Annotated in this window: 15 protein-coding genes and 1 tRNA gene; 9 read left to right on the top strand and 7 right to left on the bottom strand. The window is 72.8% G+C overall.

All coding sequences use genetic code 11. From position 1 onward, the window contains the following. Nucleotides 1–60 precede the first annotated feature (60 nt). The 4 genes from ACZ4W5_RS10300 to ACZ4W5_RS10285 all read right to left on the bottom strand — a co-directional run bounded on the left by ACZ4W5_RS10300 (nucleotide 61) and on the right by ACZ4W5_RS10285 (nucleotide 3140). A tRNA-Gln gene (locus ACZ4W5_RS10300) sits at nucleotides 61–132 on the bottom strand. Between the two features lie 251 nt (nucleotides 133–383). Then, complete coding sequence (gltX, locus tag ACZ4W5_RS10295; RefSeq protein ID WP_360233049.1) at nucleotides 384–1883, bottom strand: glutamate--tRNA ligase; 1500 nt, start codon at nucleotides 1881–1883, stop codon at nucleotides 384–386. Next, nucleotides 1876–2676: a fumarylacetoacetate hydrolase family protein gene (locus ACZ4W5_RS10290; RefSeq protein ID WP_360233045.1), complete on the bottom strand. Its 801-nt coding sequence runs from the start codon at nucleotides 2674–2676 to the stop codon at nucleotides 1876–1878. The genes gltX and ACZ4W5_RS10290 overlap by 8 nt, the downstream gene beginning before the upstream one ends. 245 nt (nucleotides 2677–2921) lie before the next feature. Then, nucleotides 2922–3140, bottom strand: coding sequence for a hypothetical protein (locus ACZ4W5_RS10285; RefSeq protein WP_360233043.1), 219 nt, complete (start codon nucleotides 3138–3140; stop codon nucleotides 2922–2924). 639 nt (nucleotides 3141–3779) lie between these two features. Here ACZ4W5_RS10285 and ACZ4W5_RS10280 point away from each other — a divergent pair. From ACZ4W5_RS10280 to ACZ4W5_RS10245, 8 genes are all read left to right on the top strand, one after another. After that, nucleotides 3780–7664 (top strand): nitrate- and nitrite sensing domain-containing protein, encoded by a 3885-nt coding sequence (locus ACZ4W5_RS10280; protein ID WP_465653849.1) that lies wholly within the window; start codon nucleotides 3780–3782, stop codon nucleotides 7662–7664. Between the two features lie 10 nt (nucleotides 7665–7674). Next, nucleotides 7675–8088 carry a roadblock/LC7 domain-containing protein gene (locus ACZ4W5_RS10275; protein ID WP_030291361.1) on the top strand — a complete coding sequence of 138 codons (414 nt, stop codon included), beginning with the start codon at nucleotides 7675–7677 and terminating at the stop codon, nucleotides 8086–8088. A gap of 161 nt (nucleotides 8089–8249) precedes the next feature. After that, nucleotides 8250–8675 (top strand): DUF742 domain-containing protein, encoded by a 426-nt coding sequence (locus ACZ4W5_RS10270; RefSeq protein ID WP_350508230.1) that lies wholly within the window; start codon nucleotides 8250–8252, stop codon nucleotides 8673–8675. Next, nucleotides 8656–9234 (top strand): GTP-binding protein, encoded by a 579-nt coding sequence (locus ACZ4W5_RS10265; RefSeq protein ID WP_360233037.1) that lies wholly within the window; start codon nucleotides 8656–8658, stop codon nucleotides 9232–9234. Before ACZ4W5_RS10270 ends, ACZ4W5_RS10265 begins: the two co-directional genes overlap by 20 nt. 436 nt (nucleotides 9235–9670) lie before the next feature. Then, nucleotides 9671–13033, top strand: coding sequence for a nitrate- and nitrite sensing domain-containing protein (locus tag ACZ4W5_RS10260; protein WP_465653848.1), 3363 nt, complete (start codon nucleotides 9671–9673; stop codon nucleotides 13031–13033). 10 nt (nucleotides 13034–13043) lie between these two features. Continuing rightward, a complete protein-coding gene (locus ACZ4W5_RS10255) occupies nucleotides 13044–13457 on the top strand; it encodes a roadblock/LC7 domain-containing protein (RefSeq protein WP_097236138.1) in 414 nt (137 codons plus the stop codon). Between the two features lie 161 nt (nucleotides 13458–13618). Further along, complete coding sequence (locus tag ACZ4W5_RS10250; protein ID WP_360233031.1) at nucleotides 13619–14275, top strand: DUF742 domain-containing protein; 657 nt, start codon at nucleotides 13619–13621, stop codon at nucleotides 14273–14275. Beyond that, the gene (locus tag ACZ4W5_RS10245) at nucleotides 14256–14840 is read left to right on the top strand and encodes a GTP-binding protein (protein WP_360233028.1); all 585 of its coding nucleotides are present in this window, start codon (nucleotides 14256–14258) and stop codon (nucleotides 14838–14840) included. The genes ACZ4W5_RS10250 and ACZ4W5_RS10245 overlap by 20 nt, the downstream gene beginning before the upstream one ends. Before the next feature lie 166 nt (nucleotides 14841–15006). Here ACZ4W5_RS10245 and cimA read toward each other — a convergent pair whose 3' ends face one another. From cimA to ACZ4W5_RS10230, 3 genes are all read right to left on the bottom strand, one after another. After that, complete coding sequence (gene cimA, locus ACZ4W5_RS10240) at nucleotides 15007–16629, bottom strand: citramalate synthase (protein ID WP_360233025.1); 1623 nt, start codon at nucleotides 16627–16629, stop codon at nucleotides 15007–15009. A gap of 387 nt (nucleotides 16630–17016) precedes the next feature. Further along, nucleotides 17017–18129, bottom strand: a complete 1113-nt coding sequence (locus tag ACZ4W5_RS10235) for a branched-chain amino acid aminotransferase (protein WP_402481014.1) — start codon at nucleotides 18127–18129, stop codon at nucleotides 17017–17019. Between the two features lie 215 nt (nucleotides 18130–18344). Further along, complete coding sequence (locus ACZ4W5_RS10230; protein ID WP_402481017.1) at nucleotides 18345–19382, bottom strand: 3-isopropylmalate dehydrogenase; 1038 nt, start codon at nucleotides 19380–19382, stop codon at nucleotides 18345–18347. Nucleotides 19383–19565: 183 nt separating this feature from the next. Between ACZ4W5_RS10230 and ACZ4W5_RS10225 the strand changes: the two genes are divergently transcribed. Then, on the top strand, nucleotides 19566–22040 hold the full coding sequence (locus ACZ4W5_RS10225; RefSeq protein ID WP_465653847.1) for a YfhO family protein: 2475 nt from the start codon (nucleotides 19566–19568) through the stop codon (nucleotides 22038–22040). Nucleotides 22041–22158 lie beyond the last annotated feature (118 nt).

The raw sequence follows: 22158 nt of genomic DNA, 5'->3' as shown, positions 1-22158 counted from the left end.
CTTGGATCTTCATTTGTACTGCTGGTGTACTGCTGGGTGATCGTTGCCGATCGTACAGCGCTGGGGTACCAGGACTCGAACCTAGACTAAATGAACCAGAATCACTCGTGCTGCCAATTACACCATACCCCACCAGAGTTGAACCCCTGCGGGCCCTTCTCAGGCGTTGCGCCTCTCGGTCGGTCCCGTTCCGAGGGGCTTTCGCTCCCTCGTCCGTTCCCTCCCGGGCGGCGCAGAAAGAACATTACCCGACGTCTGCCCTGGCTCCAAAATCGATAACCGCAGGCAGCGGCGGGGAGGCCGTCCGGTGACCTCCGGGTGCGCCGCGGGCCCGGCACGGAGCCGGCCCCGCGGGCTGCTCAGGAGGCGCCTGCGCGGCCCGTTCAGGCCGCCGGCAGGGCGTCCAGGGCGGAGCGGAGCCGGCGCAGCGTCTCGGGGCGGCCGAGCAGCTCCATCGACTCGAAGAGCGGCGGCGAGACCCGGCGGCCCGTGACGGCCACCCGCAGCGGCGTGAAGGCGAACTTGGGCTTGATGCCCAGGCCCTCCACCAGGGCCTCGCGCAGCGCGGCCTGGATCGGCTCCGGCGTGAAGTCCGCGAGCTCCTCCAGCGCCTTGACGCTGGCCTCCAGCACCGGGCGGGCGTCCGCGGTCAGCACCTTGGCGGCGTCGTCCGGGTCCACCGCGAAGTCGGCCGGGTCGACGAACAGGAAGCCGGCCATGTTGACGATCTCGCTCAGCACGACCATCCGCTCCTGGGTGAGCGGCGCGATCCGGGCGAGCAGGTCCAGCTGCTCGGCGGTCGGCTCGGCCGGCAGCAGGCCGGGGCCCTGGAGGAACGGCACCAGGCGGCGGACGAAGTCCTCCGGGGCCAGCCGGCGGACGTGCTCGGCGTTGATCGCCTCGCACTTCTTGAGGTCGAAGCGCGCCGGGTTGGAGTTCACCTTGGCGACGTCGAAGGCGGCGACCATCTCGTCCATGTCGAACAGGTCGCGGTCCTCGGCCAGCGACCAGCCCAGCAGGGACAGGTAGTTGAGCAGGCCCTCGCGGATGAAGCCGCGCTCGCGGTACAGGTTGAGCGAGGACTGCGGGTCGCGCTTGGAGAGCTTCTTGTTGCCCTCGCCCATCACGTACGGCAGGTGGCCGAAGCGCGGGGTGGTGCCGTCGCCGACGCCGATCTCGGCGAGCGCCGCGTACAGCGCGATCTGCCGCGGGGTGGAGGACAGCAGGTCCTCGCCGCGCAGCACGTGGGTGATGCCCATCAGGGCGTCGTCCACCGGGTTGACCAGGGTGTACAGCGGGGCGCCGTTGGCCCGGACGATGCCGTAGTCCGGGACGTTCTCCGGCTCGAAGGTGAGCGTGCCGCGCACCAGGTCGTCGAAGGAGATGGTCCGGTCGGGCATCCGGAAGCGCAGGATCGGCTCGCGCTTCTCCAGCTTGTAGACGGCGACCTGGTCGTCGGTCAGCTCGCGGCAGTGGCCGTCGTAGCCGGAGGGCTTGCCGGCCGCGCGGGCGGCCTCGCGCCGGGCGTCCAGCTCCTCGGTGCTGCAGTAGCAGTGGTACGCGTGGCCGGCCTCCAGGAGGCGGCGGGCGACGTCGGCGTAGATGTCCATCCGCTGCGACTGGCGGTACGGCGCGTGCGGGCCGCCGACCTCCGGGCCCTCGTCCCAGTCCAGGCCGAGCCAGCTCATGGCCTCCAGCAGCTGGCCGTACGACTCCTCCGAGTCGCGGGCGGAGTCGGTGTCCTCGATCCGGAAGACCAGCTTGCCGCCGGTGTGGCGGGCGTAGGCCCAGTTGAACAGGGCCGTGCGGACCATGCCCACGTGGGGGTTGCCGGTCGGGGAGGGACAGAAGCGAACCCGGACGGCCGGGTCAGTGTTAGCCACGCTTGATCACCTTGTTGGTGAGAGTGCCGATGCCTTCGATGGAGACGGCGACCTCGTCGCCGACGTTGAGCGGGCCCACCCCTGCGGGCGTGCCGGTGAGGATGACGTCGCCGGGCAGCAGCGTCATGGCCTCGGAGATGTGGACGACCAGTTCGGCGACCGAGCGGATCATCAGGGAGGTGCGGCCGGTCTGGCGGAGCTCGCCGTTGACCGTGCAGGTGATCGCGAGGTCGGCCGGGTCGAGGTCGGTCTCGATCCACGGGCCCAGCGGGCAGGCGGTGTCGAAGCCCTTGGCCCGGGCCCACTGGCCCTCCCGCTGCTGGACGTCCCGGGCGGTGACGTCGTTGGCGCAGGTGTAGCCGAGGATCACCTCGGGCACCCGGTCCAGCGGCACCTCGCGGCACATCCGGCCGATCACCACGGCGAGTTCGGCCTCGTGGTGGACGTCCGAGGAGAACGGCGGGTACGCGATGTTCTCGGTCGGGCCGATCACCGAGGTGGACGGCTTGAAGAAGGTGAGCGGGACGTCCGGGACGTCGTTGCCCAGCTCCGCCGCGTGCGCCGCGTAGTTGCGGCCGACCGCCACGATCTTGTTGGGGAGCATCGGGCTGAGCAGCCGGACGTCCTGGAAGCGGTAGCTCTCACCGGTGGGCTGGGGTTGGCCGAACGGGTGACCGGCCAGCTCGTGCACGACCAGCGAGTCGGGCCGGGACGGATCCCCCTCGACCACGCCGAAGGAAACGCTGCCGGCGGCAGGGCTCCCTTCCCGGACGGAAAACCTGGCAATGCGCACGGTTGGGCTACCCCTCGCTTCGTCGGCCGCCCGGGGCGCCCCCGGGCGCTGCTGGGCGCCTCGCCCGCCACGGGCGCGGCCCCGTCAATCGCGCCCAGGCTATCGCGTGGGGCCTCCCGTGACCGCTTTGCCCCTGTTCAGCGCGGTTGGGGCGGACGGCCTCCCGACGGCCTCCCCGGGACGCACCAGGGCGCCGCCACCGCTGCTCGCGGTGACGGCGCCCTCGGGTCGCGCCCGGGTCGGGGTCAGTCCCGGGGGGTGATGACCGGGGCGACCATCAGCTGGGTGCGGCGCGGGTTGGCGGTGACGGCCGGCAGCTCGGTGCCGTAGGTGACGACGTCCTCGGGCTTGCGGGCCCCGGGGATCCTGCTGAAGTCCTCGACCGAGGCCAGCGTGGTCCGGCGCGGGTTCGCCGTGGAGCGGCAGGACAGCGTCGACTTGGTGGCCTTCTTCGCCAGGGACATCGAGAGCACCTCGTGGTCGTGGCCGGGCGGTCCGCCAGGGATCCGCACCGGCCTGCGTGATTCCGATTGATTCGGAGGGGTTCTGGGCAGGCTGATCGGGGCCGTGCTCCGGAGACAGCCAAGGTTACGAGATCTCTTTCCATACCGGCCGTGACCAAAGCTACACATTCACCTGTGATTTTGCTCACAAATTGACGCACAAATCACGAATATCCGACATATCGCCGGATCGGAATTTCCCGACAATTCGCTCGGAACGGGCATTCCGGCAGGTCTGCGACTCTTGTCGATCTCCGGCCACGTTGGCATGTATCCGGCGAGTGTCCGAAAAAGGCGGTATTCCGGTCCGGTTACCGCACAGTCAGTGAGATCGCGCATGCGGTCGGTAGTACCCGGCCGCCGGTTCCGGCGGCCCTTGTTGGGATTCCCTCGCTGTGCTGGAATGCCACGGACCGTGGGTAGGGAGCAGTCCACCCCGGCGACCCGCTCTCCCGGACCGGCCGGGGTGCGGAAGGAAACTCGACACCGTCCAGGCCGTGGCGACGCGGCGGGACGCCCGGTCCAGAGGTTGCGACGCCAGTGCAGGGACGTTTCAAAAGGGGTAGCGGCGCCGCGGGTAACCCGGAGTCGCGCGAGCCTGTGGCAGCCCCTCAACAGGCGGCGGCCCCCGGCGGCCCGGCCGACCCCGTGACGCCCGAGGCCCCCGCCCGGCCGGAGGACGACGGCCAGGAACGGAAGTCCGCCCGGGACAAGCTCCGGACCACCCTGACCAGGCGCCGCGCCACCGGTCTGAGCCGGCTCGCGATGCGCAACTGGCGCATCCGCACCCGCCTGATCGCCCTGCTCGCGCTGCCGGTCATGGTCTCGCTGGTCCTCGGCGGCCTGCGCATCCAGACCTCGATGCAGAACTCGCAGCAGCTCGCCCAGATGGCCAACCTCTCCGACCTGGCCAAGAAGGCGACCAACCTCGCGGACGCCCTGCAGACCGAACGCGACATCAGCGCCGGCTACATCACCAACCGGCCGAACGACCCGCTGGACGACGAGATCATCGCCGCCCGCAAGAGCACCGACGACCTCAGCCGCACCTTCACCGCCTCCTCCGACAAGTTCGAGAACCTCCAGCTCTCCGGCGGGAAGGCGCTGCTGTTCCAGATCCGCAAGGACCTGAACTCGATCGCGGACGCGCGCAACACGCCGTACCAGAACAACCAGAACATCCAGGCGACGATCACCGCCTACGACGTGATCATCCGCGACCTCCTGGGCATCACCCAGGACATCGCGCTCGCCTCGAACAACCAGGACCTGCTCATCGCCACCCGCGCGCTGCAGCAGTTCTCGCTCGCCAAGGACGCCACCTCGCAGCAGCGCGCGCTGATCAGCGCCGGTCTGGGCAACCCCAAGGCCCCCGACCTGAGCGCGAGCGACGAGTCCTTCGGCATCCGCCTGCGCACCACGTACGACAACGCGCTCACCAGTTTCAACAACATCTACACCTCGCACGACCTGGACAACCTGCGCGGCCAGCTGAGCTACAACAACGTCATCGCCGAGGCGGACCGCTACTCGCGCTCGATCCTCCAGCCGGGCGGCATCCACCAGACCGAGGCGGTCTCGTACAAGGACTGGTACGAGAAGGCCACCACCAAGATCACGGCCGAGCGCCGGATCGAGGCCAAGCTGATCGAGGACCTCGACGGAAAGGCCCAGGACCTCCAGTCCCAGGCCGACACCGAGGCCCTGATCATCGGTGCAGCCGTCGCCCTGACCCTGATCATCGCCCTCGGTGGCGCCGGTCTGATCGCCCGCTCGATGGTGCGCTCGCTGACCCGCCTGCAGACCGCGGCCGAGGACGTCGCCGAGCGCCGCCTGCCCGAACTGGTCAAGACGCTCTCCGAGAGCGACCCGCACGACGTCGACACCACGGTCGAACCGGTCGCCGTCGACTCGACCGACGAGATCGGCCACGTGGCCCACGCGTTCGACATGGTGCACAGCGAGGCCGTCCGCCTCGCCGCCGAGCAGGCCCTCCTGCGCGGCAACATCAACGCGATGTTCACCAACCTCTCGCGCCGCAGCCAGGGCCTCATCCAGCGCCAGCTGTCGCTCATCTCCGAGCTGGAGAGCCGCGAGGCCGACCCGGACCAGCTGGCCAACCTGTTCAAGCTCGACCACCTCGCGACCCGCATGCGCCGCAACGGCGAGAACCTCCTCGTCCTCGCCGGTGAGGACCCGGGCCGCCGCTGGACCCGCCCCGTCCCGCTGGTCGACGTGCTCCGCGCCGCCGCCTCCGAGGTGGAGCAGTACGAGCGCATCGAACTCGCCGCCGTACCGTCGGCCGAGGTCGCCGGCCGTGTCGTCAACGACCTCGTCCACCTGCTCGCCGAGCTGCTGGAGAACGCCACCTCGTTCTCCAGCCCGCAGACCCGCGTGCGGGTCACCGGCCACGCCCTGCCGGACGGCCGGGTGCTGGTCGAGATCCACGACACCGGCATCGGCCTCAGCCCGGACGACCTGGCCGAGATCAACGAGCGCCTGGCCAACCCGCCGACGGTGGACGTCTCGGTCTCCCGCCGCATGGGCCTCTTCGTGGTCGGCCGCCTGTCCCTGCGACACGGCATCCGGATCCAGCTGCGCCCGAGCGACTCCGGCGGCACCACCGCGCTGGTCATGCTCCCGGTCGACGTCACCAACTCCGCCGACCGGCGCGGCCCCGGCGGCCGTCCCGGCCCCGGCGGGCAGGGCAAGCAGCAGCGCGCGGCCGCCCCGACGCCGCGCCAGCAGCGCCAGGTCCCGCCCGGCCGCCAGAACGGTCCGGCCGCGCTCGGCCAGGGCCCGGCGGGCGGTGCCCCGCAGGGCGGCCGTCCGCAGCTCGGCCAGGGCGGTCCGGCCGCCCCCGCCGCACCGACCGGCCCGGGTGCGCCCGGCGGCCGTCCCGGCGGGCCGGCCGGGCTGCCGACCCGCCAGGTCGGCCAGTCGCTGCGCGAGACCCCCCAGGCACCGCAGGGGCAGCAGTCCGGTCCGCAGGGCCAGCCCGGTCCGCAGGGCCCGGGTCAGCCGGGTCGGCGCGGCCAGGGCCGACCGGCCCAGGCACCGCAGGGGCCCGGCCAGCAGATCCCCGGCCAGTCCGGTCCGCAGGGCCGGCCGGGTCCGCAGGGTCCGCAGGCGCCCGGTCAGCCCGGCCAGCAGATCCCCGGCCAGCCTGGCCAGCCCGGCCAGCCCGGTCAGCCGCAGCAGTCGCCGCAGGGCGCGCTGCCGCAGCGCGCCCCCGGCCGTCAGGGCCCGCCGCAGGGCGGCCCGAACGGCCTGCCGCGCCGCGGCCAGGGCCGCCCCGGCCAGGAACGTCCGCGCCCCGGCGGCGAGTTCGACGGTGCTCCGGGCGCTCCCGCGCCGCGGACCGGCGAGCAGCCGCAGCACGGCCGCCCGGGCGGTCCCGGTGCCCCGCAGCAGGGTGCCCGTCCGGGCAACCGTCCGCAGGACGGCCTGCCGCAGCGCGCGCCCGGCCAGCAGGGCCCGCAGGGCGGCCGGCCCGGCCAGCAGGGTCCGCAGGGTCCGCAGGGCCAGCGCCGTCCGCAGCGTCCCGGCCCGGAGGCGCCCCAGCAGGGTCGCCAGCCCCAGCCCCAGCTGCCCCCGCAGCAGCAGCCCCAGCCGCTGCCGTCGGCCGAGCCGGCGCCGGTGGAGAGCACCCAGCAGTTCGCCCGGCCGCGCTTCGAGGCCAGCCAGATCGACCCGCGCGACCCGCTGGGCCTCGGCCTGGTGGAGCCGGTGCTGCCGAACGTGCCCGGCCCGGCCCAGCCCCAGCAGCCGCAGCCGTTCCCGCAGCAGCAGGCGCCGCAGCAGCCGCAGCGTCAGGAGCCGATGGCCCTGCCGACCGGCCCGTCCGAGGCCACCGGCGAGCAGCCCTGGTACCCGCAGCAGGCCGACGGCCAGCCGCAGGGCCGGCCCCGCTCGTACCAGCCGCGCCGCCCCGGCACCTCCGCGCCGGACCTCCAGCAGCCGGGTCTCCAGCAGCCGGACCTCCAGCAGCCGGGCCGGCCGCAGCGGGCCCCGCAGCAGCAGCCCCGGCCGGAGCGCCCCCAGGCCCCGCAGGCCCAGGCGCCCCAGCAGCAGGCGCCCCAGCAGCAGGGCCCGCAGGGCCAGCCGCTGCCGCCGCAGCCGGGCGTCGGTGACGCGCCCTGGCGCCCGTCCGCGAACGACGAGCGCTGGCGCCGTGCCGAGCAGGTCCGCGAGCCCTCGACCAGCGGGGTCACCATGTCCGGCCTCCCCCGGCGGACCCCGCAGGCCAACCTGGTCTCCGGCACCGCCGAGGCCTCGCCGCTGACCGGCCCCCAGGTCTCCCGGGCCCCCGAGGAGGTCCGCGGCCGCCTGACCAACCTGCGCCGCGGCATCCAGCAGGGCCGGCGGGCCGGGGCCGAGCAGGCCGCCAACCAGCCGGGCGCCCAGCATGGTGCCCAGCAGCCCGGATTCGATAGTTTCGGTGGCCGGAGCGACGGCAACGGCGCAGATCACCAGGAGCGTTGAGTTGAACCAGATGAGCCAGGCCGCACAGAACCTGAACTGGCTGATCACCAACTTCGTGGACAACACCCCCGGGGTGTCCCACACCGTGGTGGTCTCCGCGGACGGCCTCCTGCTGTGCATGTCCGAGGGGTTCCCGCGTGACCGCGCCGACCAGCTCGCCGCCGTCGCCTCCGGCCTCACCTCCCTCACCTCCGGCGCCAGCCGGATCTTCGAGGGCGGCGAGGTCAACCAGACCGTCGTCGAGATGGAGCGCGGCTTCCTGTTCCTGATGGCCATCAGCGACGGCTCCGCCCTCGCCGTCCTGGCCGCGCCCGACTCCGACATCGGTCTGGTCGGGTACGAGATGGCCCTGCTCGTCGACCGGGCCGGCGCCGTCCTCACCCCCGCACTCCGCGCGGAACTCCAGGGCAGTCTCCTGCACTGACCGGAACCCACGCGGACCATCCACCGTTCCACCCCGCACCGGGTCCGACCCGACCGGACCCGGCGCCTCACCCTCAGCTACCCTCAGGCAGCTGATCCCGCCTCAGCTGGCACCGCCCCAGCTGGAACCGGCTGCCCAAGGCCGCAGCACAAGGAGGACCCATGACCCCGCCCTCGACACCCGCCGGCCCGTACGGCAACGGGTACGGCAGCGGCTACGGCGGGCAGCAGTCCGACGGCTACGAGCAGCAGCCGCTGGTCCGCCCCTACGCGATGACCGGCGGCCGGACCCGCCCCCGGTACCAGCTCGCGATCGAGGCCCTGATCTCGACCACGGGCTCGGCGGAGCGCACCACCGGGCTGCTGCCCGAGCACGCCCGGATCGTCGGCCTCTGCCGCGAGGTCAAGTCCATCGCGGAGATCTCCGCCCTGGCCGGCGTCCCGCTCGGTGTGGCCCGCATCCTCGTGGCCGACCTGGCCGAGGCCGGTCTCGTCGCCATCCACCAGCCCGCCGCCGCGGGCGAGTCGGGCGGAACGCCCGATGTCACGCTGCTCGAAAGGGTCCTCAGTGGACTTCGCAAGCTCTAACGGACCCGCCCGTGCGACGACCTCCGCGAAGATCGTCATCGCGGGCGGCTTCGGTGTCGGCAAGACCACGCTCGTCGGCGCCGTCTCCGAGATCAACCCCCTGCGCACCGAAGCCGTCATGACCTCGGCCTCCGCCGGCATCGACGACATCAGCCACGTCTCCGGCAAGACGACCACCACCGTCGCCATGGACTTCGGCCGCATCACCCTCGACGAAGACCTCATCCTCTACCTCTTCGGCACCCCCGGACAGGACCGCTTCTGGTTCATGTGGGACGACCTCGTCCGAGGCGCCATCGGAGCCGTCGTCCTCGTCGACACCCGCCGCCTCGCCGACTGCTTCCCCGCCCTCGACTACTTCGAGAACAGCGGCCTGCCCTTCGTCGTCGCCCTCAACGGCTTCGACGGCCACCAGCCCCACACCGCCGACGAAGTCCGCGAAGCCCTCCAACTCGGCCCCGACACCCCCGTCATCACCCTCGACGCCCGCCGACGCGACAGCGCCAAGAGCGCCCTCATCACCCTCGTCGAACACGCCCTCCTCGCCCGACTCCGCTAGCGCACCGGGCACACGGGCACCGGCGGGCGCGCGAGCACCCGCGGGAACCGGGCGGCCCCGGCGAACCGTCACACTGACGGGGCGCCGGGGCGGCGGTGCTTTACCGGCCGGTGTCCTCCCGGGGCCGCGCGCAAGACCCGTGTATAAGCAGCGGATAACAGTTCGGTAGGCATTTTGTGATCAACAATGACGCAGCGTGGCGAATCAGCGTCACTCAGCGCCAGATCACCACGGTTTTGCTCCGTCATGTCGTTGATTGTCCGTATTGTTCCGGCGCGGGTGCCTTGCGACGGCTGTTTGTCCCCCATCCCTGCACGTGCTGAAATTCCAGCTACCCCTGAACATCCCGCGCCGGTCGCCCGGCGGCGGGCCAGGGCCCCGGGGGTAGCGCTGGATTGATCCATGGCCGGCAAGTCGGCCGAGAGGTAGTAGTCGAGTGAGGCGTAAGCAGCAACCCGCCCCGCAGCGGCGCTCCGAGCCCCGCCAGAGCGCGCCGAACGGCAGCGCCGCGGAACCGGCCGGATTCTCCGCGTTCACTCCCACCGAGGAGCGCCAGACCACCCCGGCCCCCAAGCCCCCGACGGCCTCCACGGAGCCCCGCACGGGCGCCGCGGGCCAGTCCGGCGAAGGCGGGTCGTCCAGCCGGTACGACTTCCTCCGCCCGCGCAACTGGCGCGTGCCGACCCGACTGATCGCGATCCTGCTGATCCCCGTGATCATCAGTCTCGTCTTCGGCGGTCTGCGAGTGAACACCTCGGTCGACGGCTACATCAAGGCCTCCCGGGCCGAGAAGACCGCCGAGCTCGCCAAGGCGGCGACCGAACTCGCCGAAGCGCTCGAGAACGAGCGCGACAAGACCCTGATACCCCTGATCACCGGGCAGGACCCGAACAACGAGGTCGCCAAGCGCCGCGCCGACACCGACGCCGCGCTCAAGGCCTACAACGCCGCGTACGACGCCTCGGACAAGTCCGGCGAGCTCCCGCGCCGCCACGAGGCCTTCCAGACCCTGGTGATCGACCTCCCGCACCTGCGGCAGGCCGCCTACGGCAAGGAGCTGTTCGCCAGCGCCACCGCGAACGCCTACTCGGCGATGTTCGCGCCGCTGCTGGCCTACGACAACTCGGTCGGCAACGGCTCCGCCAACGCCACCAGCAAGGGCCGCGCGATCTACGCGATGTCGCTGGCCAAGGCCTCCGCCTCGACCCAGCGCTCGCTGATGCTGAGCCTGCTGGTCGGTGCCTCGCAGGGCGTGACCACGCGCTACGAGAACCAGGACATGACCCAGCAGATCCTGGTCGCGGAGAAGCTGGAGCAGGTCTCGCTCTCCGAGTTCAACACCGGCGCCGCCCCTGAGGACGCCCGCAAGTACGCGGACGCCCAGGTCGCCCTGGCCACCGCCCAGGACCGCTCGGCCTACAAGATGCCGAACGGCGCCGCGCCCACCATGCAGGGCCTGCTGTCGCTCGCCGCCAACTACGCCGAGGCCGCCGCCATCGGGCAGCAGAAGGGCAAGGCCGCCGCCGACGCCGCGTACGCCGAGGCGAAGAACGCCGGTCTGACCCCGGACAACTGGAACCAGGCCGCCGGAAGCCACATCCAGGCCCTGCGGAACACCGAAGTCGCGCTGCTGGACGCCGTCCTCAGCGACTCCCGCGACCTCAAGGACAACGCGCTCTACGACGCCATCCTCAACACGGTCATCGTCGTCGCCGCACTGATCCTGGCCGGCCTGCTGACCGGCTACGTCGCCCGCTCGATGATCCTCGGCATGCGCACCCTGCGCAGCGCCGCCCTGGAGATCGCCGACCACCGCCTGCCGGACCTGGTCGAGAAGCTCTCCAAGACCGACCCGGACCGGGTCGACACCTCGGTGACCGCGATCCCGCTGCACGGCAAGGACGAGATCGGCGAAGTCGCCCGGGCCTTCGACCAGGTCCACCAGCAGGCCGTGGCGCTCGCCGCCGAGCAGGCCCTGCTGCGAGGGAACGTCAACGCGATCTTCACCAACCTGTCGCGCCGCAGCCAGGGCCTGATCCAGCGCCAGCTGGCGCTGATCACCGACCTGGAGAACAACGAGGCCGACCCGGACCAGCTGGAGAACCTCTTCAAGCTGGACCACCTCGCGACCCGTATGCGCCGCAACGGTGAGAACCTCCTCGTCCTCGCCGGCGAGGAGGCCGGCCGCCGCTGGAACACCCCGGTCCCGCTGGTCGACGTGCTGCGCGCCGCCGCCTCCGAGGTGGAGCAGTACGAGCGCGTCGAGCTGTCCGGCATCCCCGAGGTCGAGGTCGTCGGCGCCGCCGTGACCGACCTCGTCCACCTGCTCGCCGAGCTGCTGGAGAACGCCACCTCGTTCTCCAGCCCGCAGACCCGGGTGCTGGTCAACGCGACCCGCCTGCCGGACGGCCGGGTGCTGGTCGAGATCCACGACAAGGGCATCGGCCTCACCGCCGACGACTTCGCGGAGATCAACGAGAAGCTGGCCGAGCCGCCCACGGTCGACGCCACCATCTCCCGCCGCATGGGCCTCTTCGTGGTCGGCCGGCTCTCCCAGCGGCACGACATCCGCGTCCAGCTCCGCCCGTCCGGCGAGTCCGCCGGCACCACCTCGCTGGTCATGCTCCCGCCGTTCGTCACCAAGTCCGCGGTGGCGCCGGAGCCGGAGGAGCAGTTCACCGTCTCCCGGATCTTCGCCGACCAGGAGCCGACCTCCGAGTGGGCCCCGGACAACCGCAACCGCAGCGCCGCCGAGCTCGGCTTCGACGACCACCTCACCGGCATCGGCAACGCCGGCTCCTCCGGGTTCAGCCCGGCCCTGGAGGCCGTCCAGCGCTCGCAGCGCCTCGACCAGGTCCGCCGCGCGGCCCTGGAGGGCGGCCCGCAGGAGCAGGTGCTGGACGCCGAGGTCGAGGAGGACTACCAGCAGGGCTACGACCAGTACGCCCCGCAGCAGGACTACCAGCAGGGCGCCTACTCGGACGACCGGTACAGCGCCGACGACCAGTACGGCTACGACCAGGGCGGCTACCAGCAGGACGAGTACGCCCAGGACGGCTACGGCCAGTACCCGCAGCAGGGTTACGACCAGGGCTACGCCGACGACCGGTACGGCTACGACCAGGGCGGCTACCAGCAGGACGAGTACGCCCGGGGCGACTACGGCCACCAGGCCCAGGAGGCCCCCGCGGGCCACCCGTACACCCCGGAACCGCCCGCCCTGCCCGCCGCCGAGCCCGCGCCGGCCCCCGCCACCACCCTGCCGTCCGGGCTGCCCCAGCGCCGCCCCGGCCAGCAGCTGGCGAGCGGCCCGGGCAGCGCCCCGGCCGGCCTGACCCCGTCCGGGGACACCCCGAACTGGTTCGCCGGCGCCAAGGACACCTCCTCGGCGCCCGTCGAGTCCCGCGGCCACGACGTGTCCGCACTGGGCGGCTACGGCCCGACCGGCCCGACCGCCTCCCCCTGGCAGTCGCCGAACGACGGTGACTGGCAGCGGGCCGAGCAGCTGCGCGAGCCCTCGTCCGCCGGCACCACCGGGGCCGGACTGCCCCGGCGCGTGCCCAAGCAGAACCTGGTGCCCGGCAACGCCAAGCCGACCCCGCAGGAAGGGCCGCAGGTCTCCCGCAGCCCCGAGGAGGTCCGTGGCCGCCTCACCAACCTGCGCCGCGGTGTCGAGCAGGGCCGCAGCGCCGGCAACACCGGAAGCTTCCGGATCGACCCCGATCAGGTAGACCAGTCCGGCAACGGACAGAACCGGAGCACCGATCTCTTCGGCGGCTCGAACCACCAGGAGCGTTGAGTTGACTCAGATGAGCCAGGCCGCACAGAACCTGAACTGGCTGATCACCAATTTCGTGGACAACACCCCCGGGGTGTCCCACACGGTGGTGGTCTCCGCGGACGGCCTCCTGCTGTGCATGTCGGAAGGCTTCCCGCGCGACCGCGCCGACCAGCTCGCCGCCGTCGCCTCCGGCCTCACCTCCCTCACCTCCGGCGCCAGCCGGATCTTCGAAGGCGGCGAGGTCAACCAGACCGTCGTCGAGATGGAGCGCGGCTTCCTGTTCCTGATGGCCATCAGCGACGGCTCCGCCCTCGCGGTCCTCGCCTCCCCCGACTCGGACATCGGTCTGGTCGGGTACGAAATGGCCCTGCTCGTCGACCGGGCCGGCGCCGTCCTCACCCCCGCGCTCCGCGCAGAACTCCAGGGCAGTCTCCTGCACTGACGGTTCGTCGGATACCGTCCAGGTATTCGAAGTACCTCCGCGTCCTTCCCGGGCCCGCTTCGGCGGGCTCGGGTTCGGACGTTGTACGGCCTTCGCACCACCGGCTCCGGACTCGTACCGAAGCCCGCACCGCACCGCCGCACCTTGTGAGGAGAGGAACCGTGACACCGCCCGACGACCGCAGCGGCCAGTACGGCGTTCCGTACCCTGGCACGGGCCACGACGCCTTCGGAGCACCCGGCGCCGGCCACGGTCAGCAGTACGGTCGGCACCAGTACGGGCAGCCCCAGCAGCACCCGTACGCCCGGCCCGAGGAGCAGTACGGCCAGTACGACCCGTACGCCCGGCCGCAGCCCGCCTTCGACACCCCGCCGCCCGGCTACCCGACGCCGCCCGGCCAGGTGCCCGCCCAGGACCCCGGCCACCGGCCGGCCCAGGAACCCGGGCACGTCGAGGAGTTCGAGGACGAGCAGGACTCCGGCCCGCTGATCCGGCCGTTCGCCATGACCGGCGGTCGCACCCGGCCCCGCTACGAACTCGCGCTGGAGGCCCTGGTCTCCGCCGACGTCGATCCGCAGCGTCTGGCCACCCTCCTCCCCGAGCACCAGCGGATCTGCACGCTGTGCACGGAGGTCAAGTCCGTCGCCGAGGTCTCGGCACTGCTCTCACTTCCCCTGGGAGTCGCCCGGATCCTCGTGGCCGACCTGGCCGAGGCCGGCCTCGTCGCCATCCACCAGCCCGCTTCCGGGGGCGAATCCGGAAACCAGCCCGACGTCACGCTGCTCGAAAGGGTCCTCAGTGGACTTCGCAAGCTCTAACGCGGCCGCCCCCACCCGCGCCACCACCTCCGCGAAGATCGTCATCGCGGGCGGCTTCGGTGTCGGCAAGACCACGCTCGTCGGCGCCGTCTCCGAGATCAACCCCCTGCGCACCGAAGCCGTCATGACCTCGGCCTCCGCCGGCATCGACGACATCAGCCACGTCTCCGGCAAGACGACCACCACCGTCGCCATGGACTTCGGCCGCATCACCCTCGACGAAGACCTCATCCTCTACCTCTTCGGCACCCCCGGACAGGACCGCTTCTGGTTCATGTGGGACGACCTCGTCCGAGGCGCCATCGGAGCCGTCGTCCTCGTCGACACCCGCCGCCTCGCCGACTGCTTCCCCGCCCTCGACTACTTCGAGAACAGCGGCCTGCCCTTCGTCGTCGCCCTCAACGGCTTCGACGGCCACCAGCCCCACACCGCCGACGAAGTCCGCGAAGCCCTCCAACTCGGCCCCGACACCCCCGTCATCACCCTCGACGCCCGCCGACGCGACAGCGCCAAGAGCGCCCTCATCACCCTCGTCGAACACGCCCTCCTCGCCCGACTCCGCTAGGGGCGCAGGAGGTCGCGACGGCCGGGGCCGCACGGCAGCAGGGCCTCGCGGCAGTAGGGCGTCACGGCAGCGGTGCCTCACGGCCGCAGGGCGTCACGGCAGCGGCCCGCCGGACCCGTTTCGGGTCCAGCGGGCCGCCGTCGAGCCGCCGTCGGGCCGGGCGCGGTCAGGCGGACGGCTCCGAGCGCTCCGCCGGCTCCAGCCCGGCCCGGATCAGGCCGTAGGTGTACGCGTCCTCCAGGGCCAGCCAGGAGGCGGCGACCACGTTGTCGGCCACGCCGACCGTGGACCAGCTCGCGGTGCCGTCGGTGGACTCGATCAGCACCCGGGTCTTGGAGCCGGTGCCGTGCTGGCCCTCCAGGATGCGGACCTTGTAGTCCACCAACTCGAAGGTGGCCAGCGGCGGGTAGGTGCCCTCCAGGGCCGTCCGCAGCGCCTGGTCCAGCGCGTTGACCGGACCGTTGCCCTCGCCGACGGCGATCCGGCGCTCGCCCTTGGCCCACAGCTTCACCGTGGCCTCGTTGCCGGAGACCCCGCCCGGGCCCTGCTCGCTGATGGTCCGCCAAGACTCCAGGCGGTAGAAGCGGTCCCGGCTGCCGCGGACCTCGTCGCGCAGCAGCAGTTCGAAGGAGGCGTCGGCGGACTCGTAGGTGTAGCCGAGGTTCTCCTGCTCCTTCACCTTGGCCACCACCCGGCCGGCCAGGTCGCGGTCGGTGGAGAGGTCGTAGCCGAGCTCCTTGCCCTTGAGCTCCACCGAGGCCCGGCCGGCCATGTCGGAGACCAGCATCCGCATGGTGTTGCCGACCAGTTCGGGGTCGGTGTGCTGGTACAGGTCCGGGTCGATCTTGATCGCCGAGGCGTGCAGGCCGGCCTTGTGGGCGAAGGCCGAGAAGCCGACGTACGGCTGGTGGGTGGACGGGGTCAGGTTGACCAGTTCGGCGATCGCGTGCGAGATCCGGGTCATCTCGGCCAGCCGGCCCGCGGGCAGGACCCGGCGGTCGTACTTCAACTCCAGTGCGCCGACCACCGGGAACAGGTTGGCGTTGCCGACCCGCTCGCCGTAGCCGTTCGCGGTGCACTGCACGTGGGTGGCGCCGGCGTCCACCGCGGCCAGGGTGTTGGCCACCGCGCAGCCGGTGTCGTCCTGGGCGTGCATGCCGACCCGGGCGCCGGTCGCGGCGATCACGTCCGCGACGGTGTCCCGCACGCCCGCCGGCAGCATCCCGCCGTTGGTGTCGCACAGCACCACCACGTCCGCCCCGGCCCGGTGCGCGGTGCGCACCACGGCGAGGGCGTACTCGCGGTTGTCCCGGTAGCCGTCGAAGAAGTGCTCGCAGTCGAGGAAGACCCGGCGGCCCTGGCCGCGGAGGAACTCGACGCTGTCCCGGATCATCTCCAGGTTCTCGTCCAGCGTGGTGCGCAGCGCCAGCTCGACGTGCCGGTCGTGGGCCTTGGCCACCAGGGTGACCACCGGCGCGCCGGAGGCGACCAGCGCGGCCAGCTGCGGGTCCTCGGCGGCCTTGCCGCCGGCCCGGCGGGTGGCGCCGAAGGCGACCAGCTGTGCGTGGCGCAGCTCCAGTTCGGCGGCGGCGCGGGCGAAGAACTCGGTGTCCCGGGGGTTGGCCCCCGGCCAGCCGCCCTCGATGAAGCCGACCCCGAACTCGTCCAGGTGCCGGGCGATGGCCAGCTTGTCCGCCACCGTCAGGTTGATGCCCTCACGCTGCGCGCCGTCGCGCAGGGTGGTGTCGAACACGTGGAAGCTGTCGTCGGTACGGCTGACCTCGGTCATGACCCCTGGTTCTCCGTTCGGGGAGGTTGGTACTGCTCTGCCGGATTTCTCGTCCCGGCTCCACTGTCCAGGATCCCGCGCGCGGCCCCGGTGTCCCCGAGCCCCTTGTGGGGGCCCTCGGCCGGTCCGGGCTGTGCTCACTGGGACGGAGCCCAGAAAGCGAAAAGACCCCTCGCGGGTGCGAGAGGTCTGCGCGCGGGTCTGGACGCTCGTGGTCGCTCCGCATCGGGTCCTGCGGGAGCGGTCACTGCGGACCGGCGCGCCTGCTGCCAATAATCAGCGAAAGCGAGGACACGCCCGCAGTCTGGCACAGCCTCCGGGATCCGGCCCGCCCGTCTCGCGATGCGGAACGGGGCAGGCCGGAGGGGGTGCCCGGCGTCCGCGGAATCAGACGATCTTGTGCAGCCAGCCGTGGGTGTCGGGGCTCTGGCCGCCCTGGATGGCCAGCAGGGCCTTGCGCAGCTCCATGGTGACCGGGCCGGGCTCGCCGGTGCCGACGGTCCAGTCGGCGGCCGCGGACTTCACCGAGCCGACCGGGGTGATGACGGCGGCGGTGCCGCAGGCGAAGACCTCGGTGAGGGTGCCGTCGGCGTTCGCCTGCTGCCACTCGTCGGTGGAGATCTTCCGCTCCTCGACCGCGTAGCCGAGGTCGGCGGCGAGCTGGAGCAGCGAGTCGCGGGTGATGCCGGGCAGCAGGGCGCCGGACAGCTCCGGGGTGACGATCTTCGCGCCCTCGCCCTCACCGAAGACGAAGTACAGGTTCATCCCGCCCATCTCCTCGACCCACCGGTGCTCGGCGGCGTCGAGCCAGACCACCTGGTCGCAGCCCTTCTCGGCGGCCTGGGCCTGGGCGACCAGCGAGGCCGCGTAGTTGCCCGCGCACTTGGCGGCGCCGGTGCCGCCGGGCGCGGCGCGGACGTACTCCTTGGAGAGCCAGACCGAGACCGGCTTGACGCCGCCCGGGAAGTAGGCGCCGGCCGGCGAGGCGATGATCATGAACAGGTAGGAGTTCGCCGGACGGACGCCCAGACCGACCTCGGTGGCGAACATGAACGGGCGCAGGTAGAGGCTCTGCTCCGGCTCGTTCGGGACCCAGGCCCGCTCCTGCTGGACCAGCAGCTCGACCGCCTCGACGAAGGCCTCCACCGGCAGCTCCGGCATCGCCAGGCGGCGGGCCGAGGCCTGGAAGCGGAGGGCGTTGGCCTCGGGGCGGAAGGTCGCGATGGAGCCGTCGGCCTGGCGGTAGGCCTTGAGGCCCTCGAAGATCGCCTGGCCGTAGTGCAGGGTCATGTTCGCCGGGTCCATCTCCACCGGCGCGTACGGGACCAGCTGCGCGTCGTGCCAACCACGGCCCTCGGTCCAGCTGATGGTGACCATGTGGTCGGTGAAGACGCGGCCGAAGCCGGGGTTGGTCAGCCGGGCCTGGCGCTCCGCTGCCGACAGCGGGTGGGCGGAGGGCTTGAGGTCGAACGTGATGGGCGCCTGGGTGGGCGTGCTCATGGCTGTTTCCTTCACCGTGGGGTTCGTTCGGGCCGCCACCGCCGAAGGAACGATACGGCTCTCCAACGCCGGAACGAACGCACAACGGCACGGCCCCACTGTCGATACTCGCATCCAGAGGGCCGTGCCGAACAGTTGCCCGCTCCTTGGGGAGCTGCAAGCTGCGGTTATGCGGAGCGGCCCGGCCGGCCGGATCCGCTCGGGTTCCGGCCGGCCTAGCCGGCTACTCGCTCGGCGAGCGCGTCGCCGACCTCGGAGGTGGAACGGGCGGCGGAGCGCTCGGCGAGGTCCGCCGCGACGGCGGCCTCGACCCTGGCGGCCTCGGCGGCGAAGCCGAGGTGCTCCAGCAGCATGGCGACCGACAGCACGGTGGCGGTCGGGTCGGCCTTGCCCTGGCCGGCGATGTCCGGCGCCGAGCCGTGCACCGGCTCGAACATGGACGGGAACTCGCCGCTCGGGTTGATGTTGCCGCTCGCGGCCAGGCCGATGCCGCCGGTGACGGCCGCGGCCAGGTCGGTCAGGATGTCGCCGAACAGGTTGTCGGTGACGATGACGTCGAAGCGCTCCGGCTGGGTGACGAAGAAGATGGTCGCCGCGTCGACGTGCAGGTAGTCGGTGGTGACCTCGGGGAACTCCTCGCCGACCTCGGCGAAGATCCGCGTCCACAGGTGCCCGGCGTGCACCAGCACGTTGTTCTTGTGCACCAGGGTGAGCTTCTTGCGCGGCCGCGCCTGGGCCCGGCGGTAGGCGTCGCGCACCACGCGCTCGATGCCGTACGCGGTGTTCAGGCTGACCTCGGTGGCCACCTCGTGCGGGGTGCCGGTGCGCAGCGAGCCGCCGTTGCCGACGTACGGGCCCTCGGTGCCCTCGCGGACGACCACGAAGTCGATCGCCGGCTGACCGGCCAGCGGGGAGGCGACCCCGGGGAAGAGCCGGCCCGGCCGCAGGTTGATGTGGTGGTCGAAGGCGAACCGCAGCTTGAGCAGCAGCCCGCGCTCCAGCACCCCGGACGGGACGCTCGGGTCCCCGATGGCGCCCAGCAGGATCGCGTCGAAGGCCTTGAGCTCGGCCAGCACGTCGTCCGGCAGCGTCTCCCCGGTCCGGTGGTAGCGCCGGGCCCCGAGGTCGTACTCGGTGGTCTCCAGCTTCACGTCGGCGGGGAGCACGGCGCCGAGGACCTTGAGGCCTTCGGCCACCACCTCCTGGCCGATGCCGTCACCCGGGACAACTGCGAGACGAATGGTGCGAGACATGCTCGGACCCTACTCCCGCGTCCCAGGTGCTGACACCTCGCGTCCAACATTCGGACACGTACGGAGGAGCCCGAAGTCCCGACAGCGCGTCACTCCTTTGAGGGGGCGCGGGTGGCCAGGGGTGCGCCGGGGGCGCGCTTAGGGTGGCGGGGTCCGGGATTCCTGGCAGAACGGGGCGCGTGGGTGAAGGCCGAACGGCGGCGGGAGGTGCTGGTCTGCGGGGCCGCGGCCGGGCTGGCGATGGGTGCTTTCGCGCTGGCCGCGGCGGTGCGCGGGCGGTGGCCAGGCGGGGCCGGCGCGATCGCCGTGCCGTACCACGCGCACCTGTGGGACCTGCTGCACGGGCAGGCCACCGGGGACCTGCTGTTCAACTGGAACAGCGGCTACGGCGTCCCGTTCCTGGCGGACTTCTTCGCCTACCTGATGAACCCGTTCTCCTGGCCGACCGCGCTCCTCCCCCGCGACCAGGGGCAACTCGCCGTCTTCCTGGTCGCCCTGGCCACCATCGGCCTGGGCACCGCCCTGATGGCCCACCTGCTCGGCCGGCTGCACCCCGGCCCCCGGTGGCTGCGGGTGTTCGCCGCCGTCGGGTACGGGCTCTGCGCCTGGGTGCTGGACATCGGCGGCGGGGCGCCGATGTGGCTGTGGGGCCTGGTCTCGCTGCCGCTGCTCGGCCTGGTCGGGGACTGGTGCCTGCACGAGCGCCGCTGGGTGGTCGGCGCGCTGTGCGTCGCGCTCGCCTGGGCGGGCAACCTCTACACCGCGGCGCTGGCCACCCTGGTCGCCGGACTCCTGTTCGCCGTACGGCTGTTCGCCACCCCGCGCGCGTTCCGGCACCGGGTCCGGGCCTCCGGGCGGGCAGTCACCCTGACCACCGCCGGGGTGCTGCTCGCCGCCCCCGTGCTGTTCGTCGCCGTCCGGGCCGCCCGCGGCGCCCAGCCGGAGTCCCCGGTGCAGCCGCTCGGCCCCTCCGGCCTGGACGGGCACCTCGCCCAGCTGCTGCCGGCCATCACCGGCGGGCGGCCGCTGCCGGACGTGGCGATCGGGGTGCTCGGCCTGCTGCTGGTGTGCGGGCTGCCGTTCAACCGCCGGGTGCGGGTCCGCGAGCGGGCGGCCTGGTGCACGGCGCTGCTGCTGGTGGTGCTGAGCTTCGTCTGGACCCCGACGGTGCTGGTCTGGCACGGCCTGGCGATCCCGGCCGGCGGGCCGTACCGGGTCTCCTTCGTGCTCAGCGGGCTGCTGGTGCTGGCCGGTTGGGTGTCGCTCGCGCACCGGCCGGACCTGCCGACCCTGCTGGGCGGCGCCGCGCTGACCGCGGCGATCGCCGCCCTGGCGGCGGCCCGGGGCTCGGTTCACGCCTCCACCTGGGCGCTGCTGGGGGTCGGCGGCGCCGTCCTGCTGGCCGCGCTCGCGGCGCTGGACCGCCGGCACACCGACCGCCGGGTGACGGCGCTGGCCACCTGGGTGATCGGCGGCGCGGTGCTCGGCAACGCCGTCTGGTCCGGGTACGCGGCGCTCGGCGCGGCCCCCGACGACGGCGTCTCCCCCGCCGCCGTCCGGGCCGGGCACGCCGCGGTGCGGGCCGGCGCCGACTGGCCGGACCTGCGCAGCGACCCCGGCCCGCACGCCTTCACCCCCAACGACCCGCTGCTGCTGAACGGCCAGGGCGGCGGCTACTCCAGCGGCTACCTGCCGACCGTCGCCGCCCTGCTGCTGCACGACCTCGGCGCGGGCTGGACGGCCGGCGGGCGGCAGACCGGGGGCGTCACCGACCCGGTCGGCCAGGCGCTGTTCGGGGTCGGCGCCCACCTGGACGACGCACCGCGGCCCCCGGGCTTCACCGCCGTCCGGGCCCCCGCGCCGCCCCTGGTCACCGTGCTGCCGCCGGGCACCCGGACGGCCGCCTCCTCGGTCTGGTCCCGCCAGGAGTCGCTGCTCGGCAGCCAGGTGTACGACGTCCCGCTGCCCGTCCCGGCCGGCGGCCCGGCGCCCACCCTGCACGGCACCAGCGGCTGGTCGGTGCCGGGCGGTGCGGAGGGCACGGTGTTCACGGCCGCCTGCACCCCGGGCTCGACGGCGTACATCCACCCGCTCTGGTACCGCGGCGCGGTCAGCGGCCTGGGCACCGACTTCCCGAGCGACGGCGAGCAGCCCACCACGGCCGTGCCCGTGCACCGGCTGGGGACCGTCCCGGCCGACGGCACGGTCCGGGTGACCCTGCGCTCGGACGTGGTCAGCCAGGTCCCCGCCCGCCCGATCGGCTGCCTGCGGGCCGACGCCCTGGCGGCCGCCGTCACCCGGCTCACCGCCACCGGCGCCACCCGGGTCGAGGCCGGCGGCCACAGCCTGACCGCCGCCCTGCCGGCCGGCTCCACCGGTACCGCGCTGTTCTCCGTCCCCGCCACCGAGGGTTGGACCTGCGCCGTCGACGGCGGCACCCCCGCCGTGCCCACCCCGGTCCTCGGCATGATCGGCGTCCCGCTCGGCGGTGGCGCCGGCCGGGTCTCCTGCGGCTTCCGCCCGCCCGGCCTCACCGAGGGCCTCACCGTCGCCACCGGCACCGCCGCCGTGCTCGTCCTGGTCGCGGTCTTCGCCCGGCTCTCCCGCCGCCCCACCCGCGTCCCGCGCCGCGAACGCCGACTGGCCGCCCGGGACTGAGCGGACAGCGGCTGAGCGGACAGCGCGAGGGGGGGGGGGGGGGGGGGGGGGGGGGGGGGGGGGGGGGGGGGGGGGGGGGGGGGGGGGGGGGGGGGGGGGGGGGGGGGGGGGGGGGGGG

This window comes from Kitasatospora sp. NPDC029367, assembly GCF_055569135.1.
Note: the sequence above shows the minus strand (reverse complement) of the source record. Positions and strands in the feature narration are given on the sequence as shown.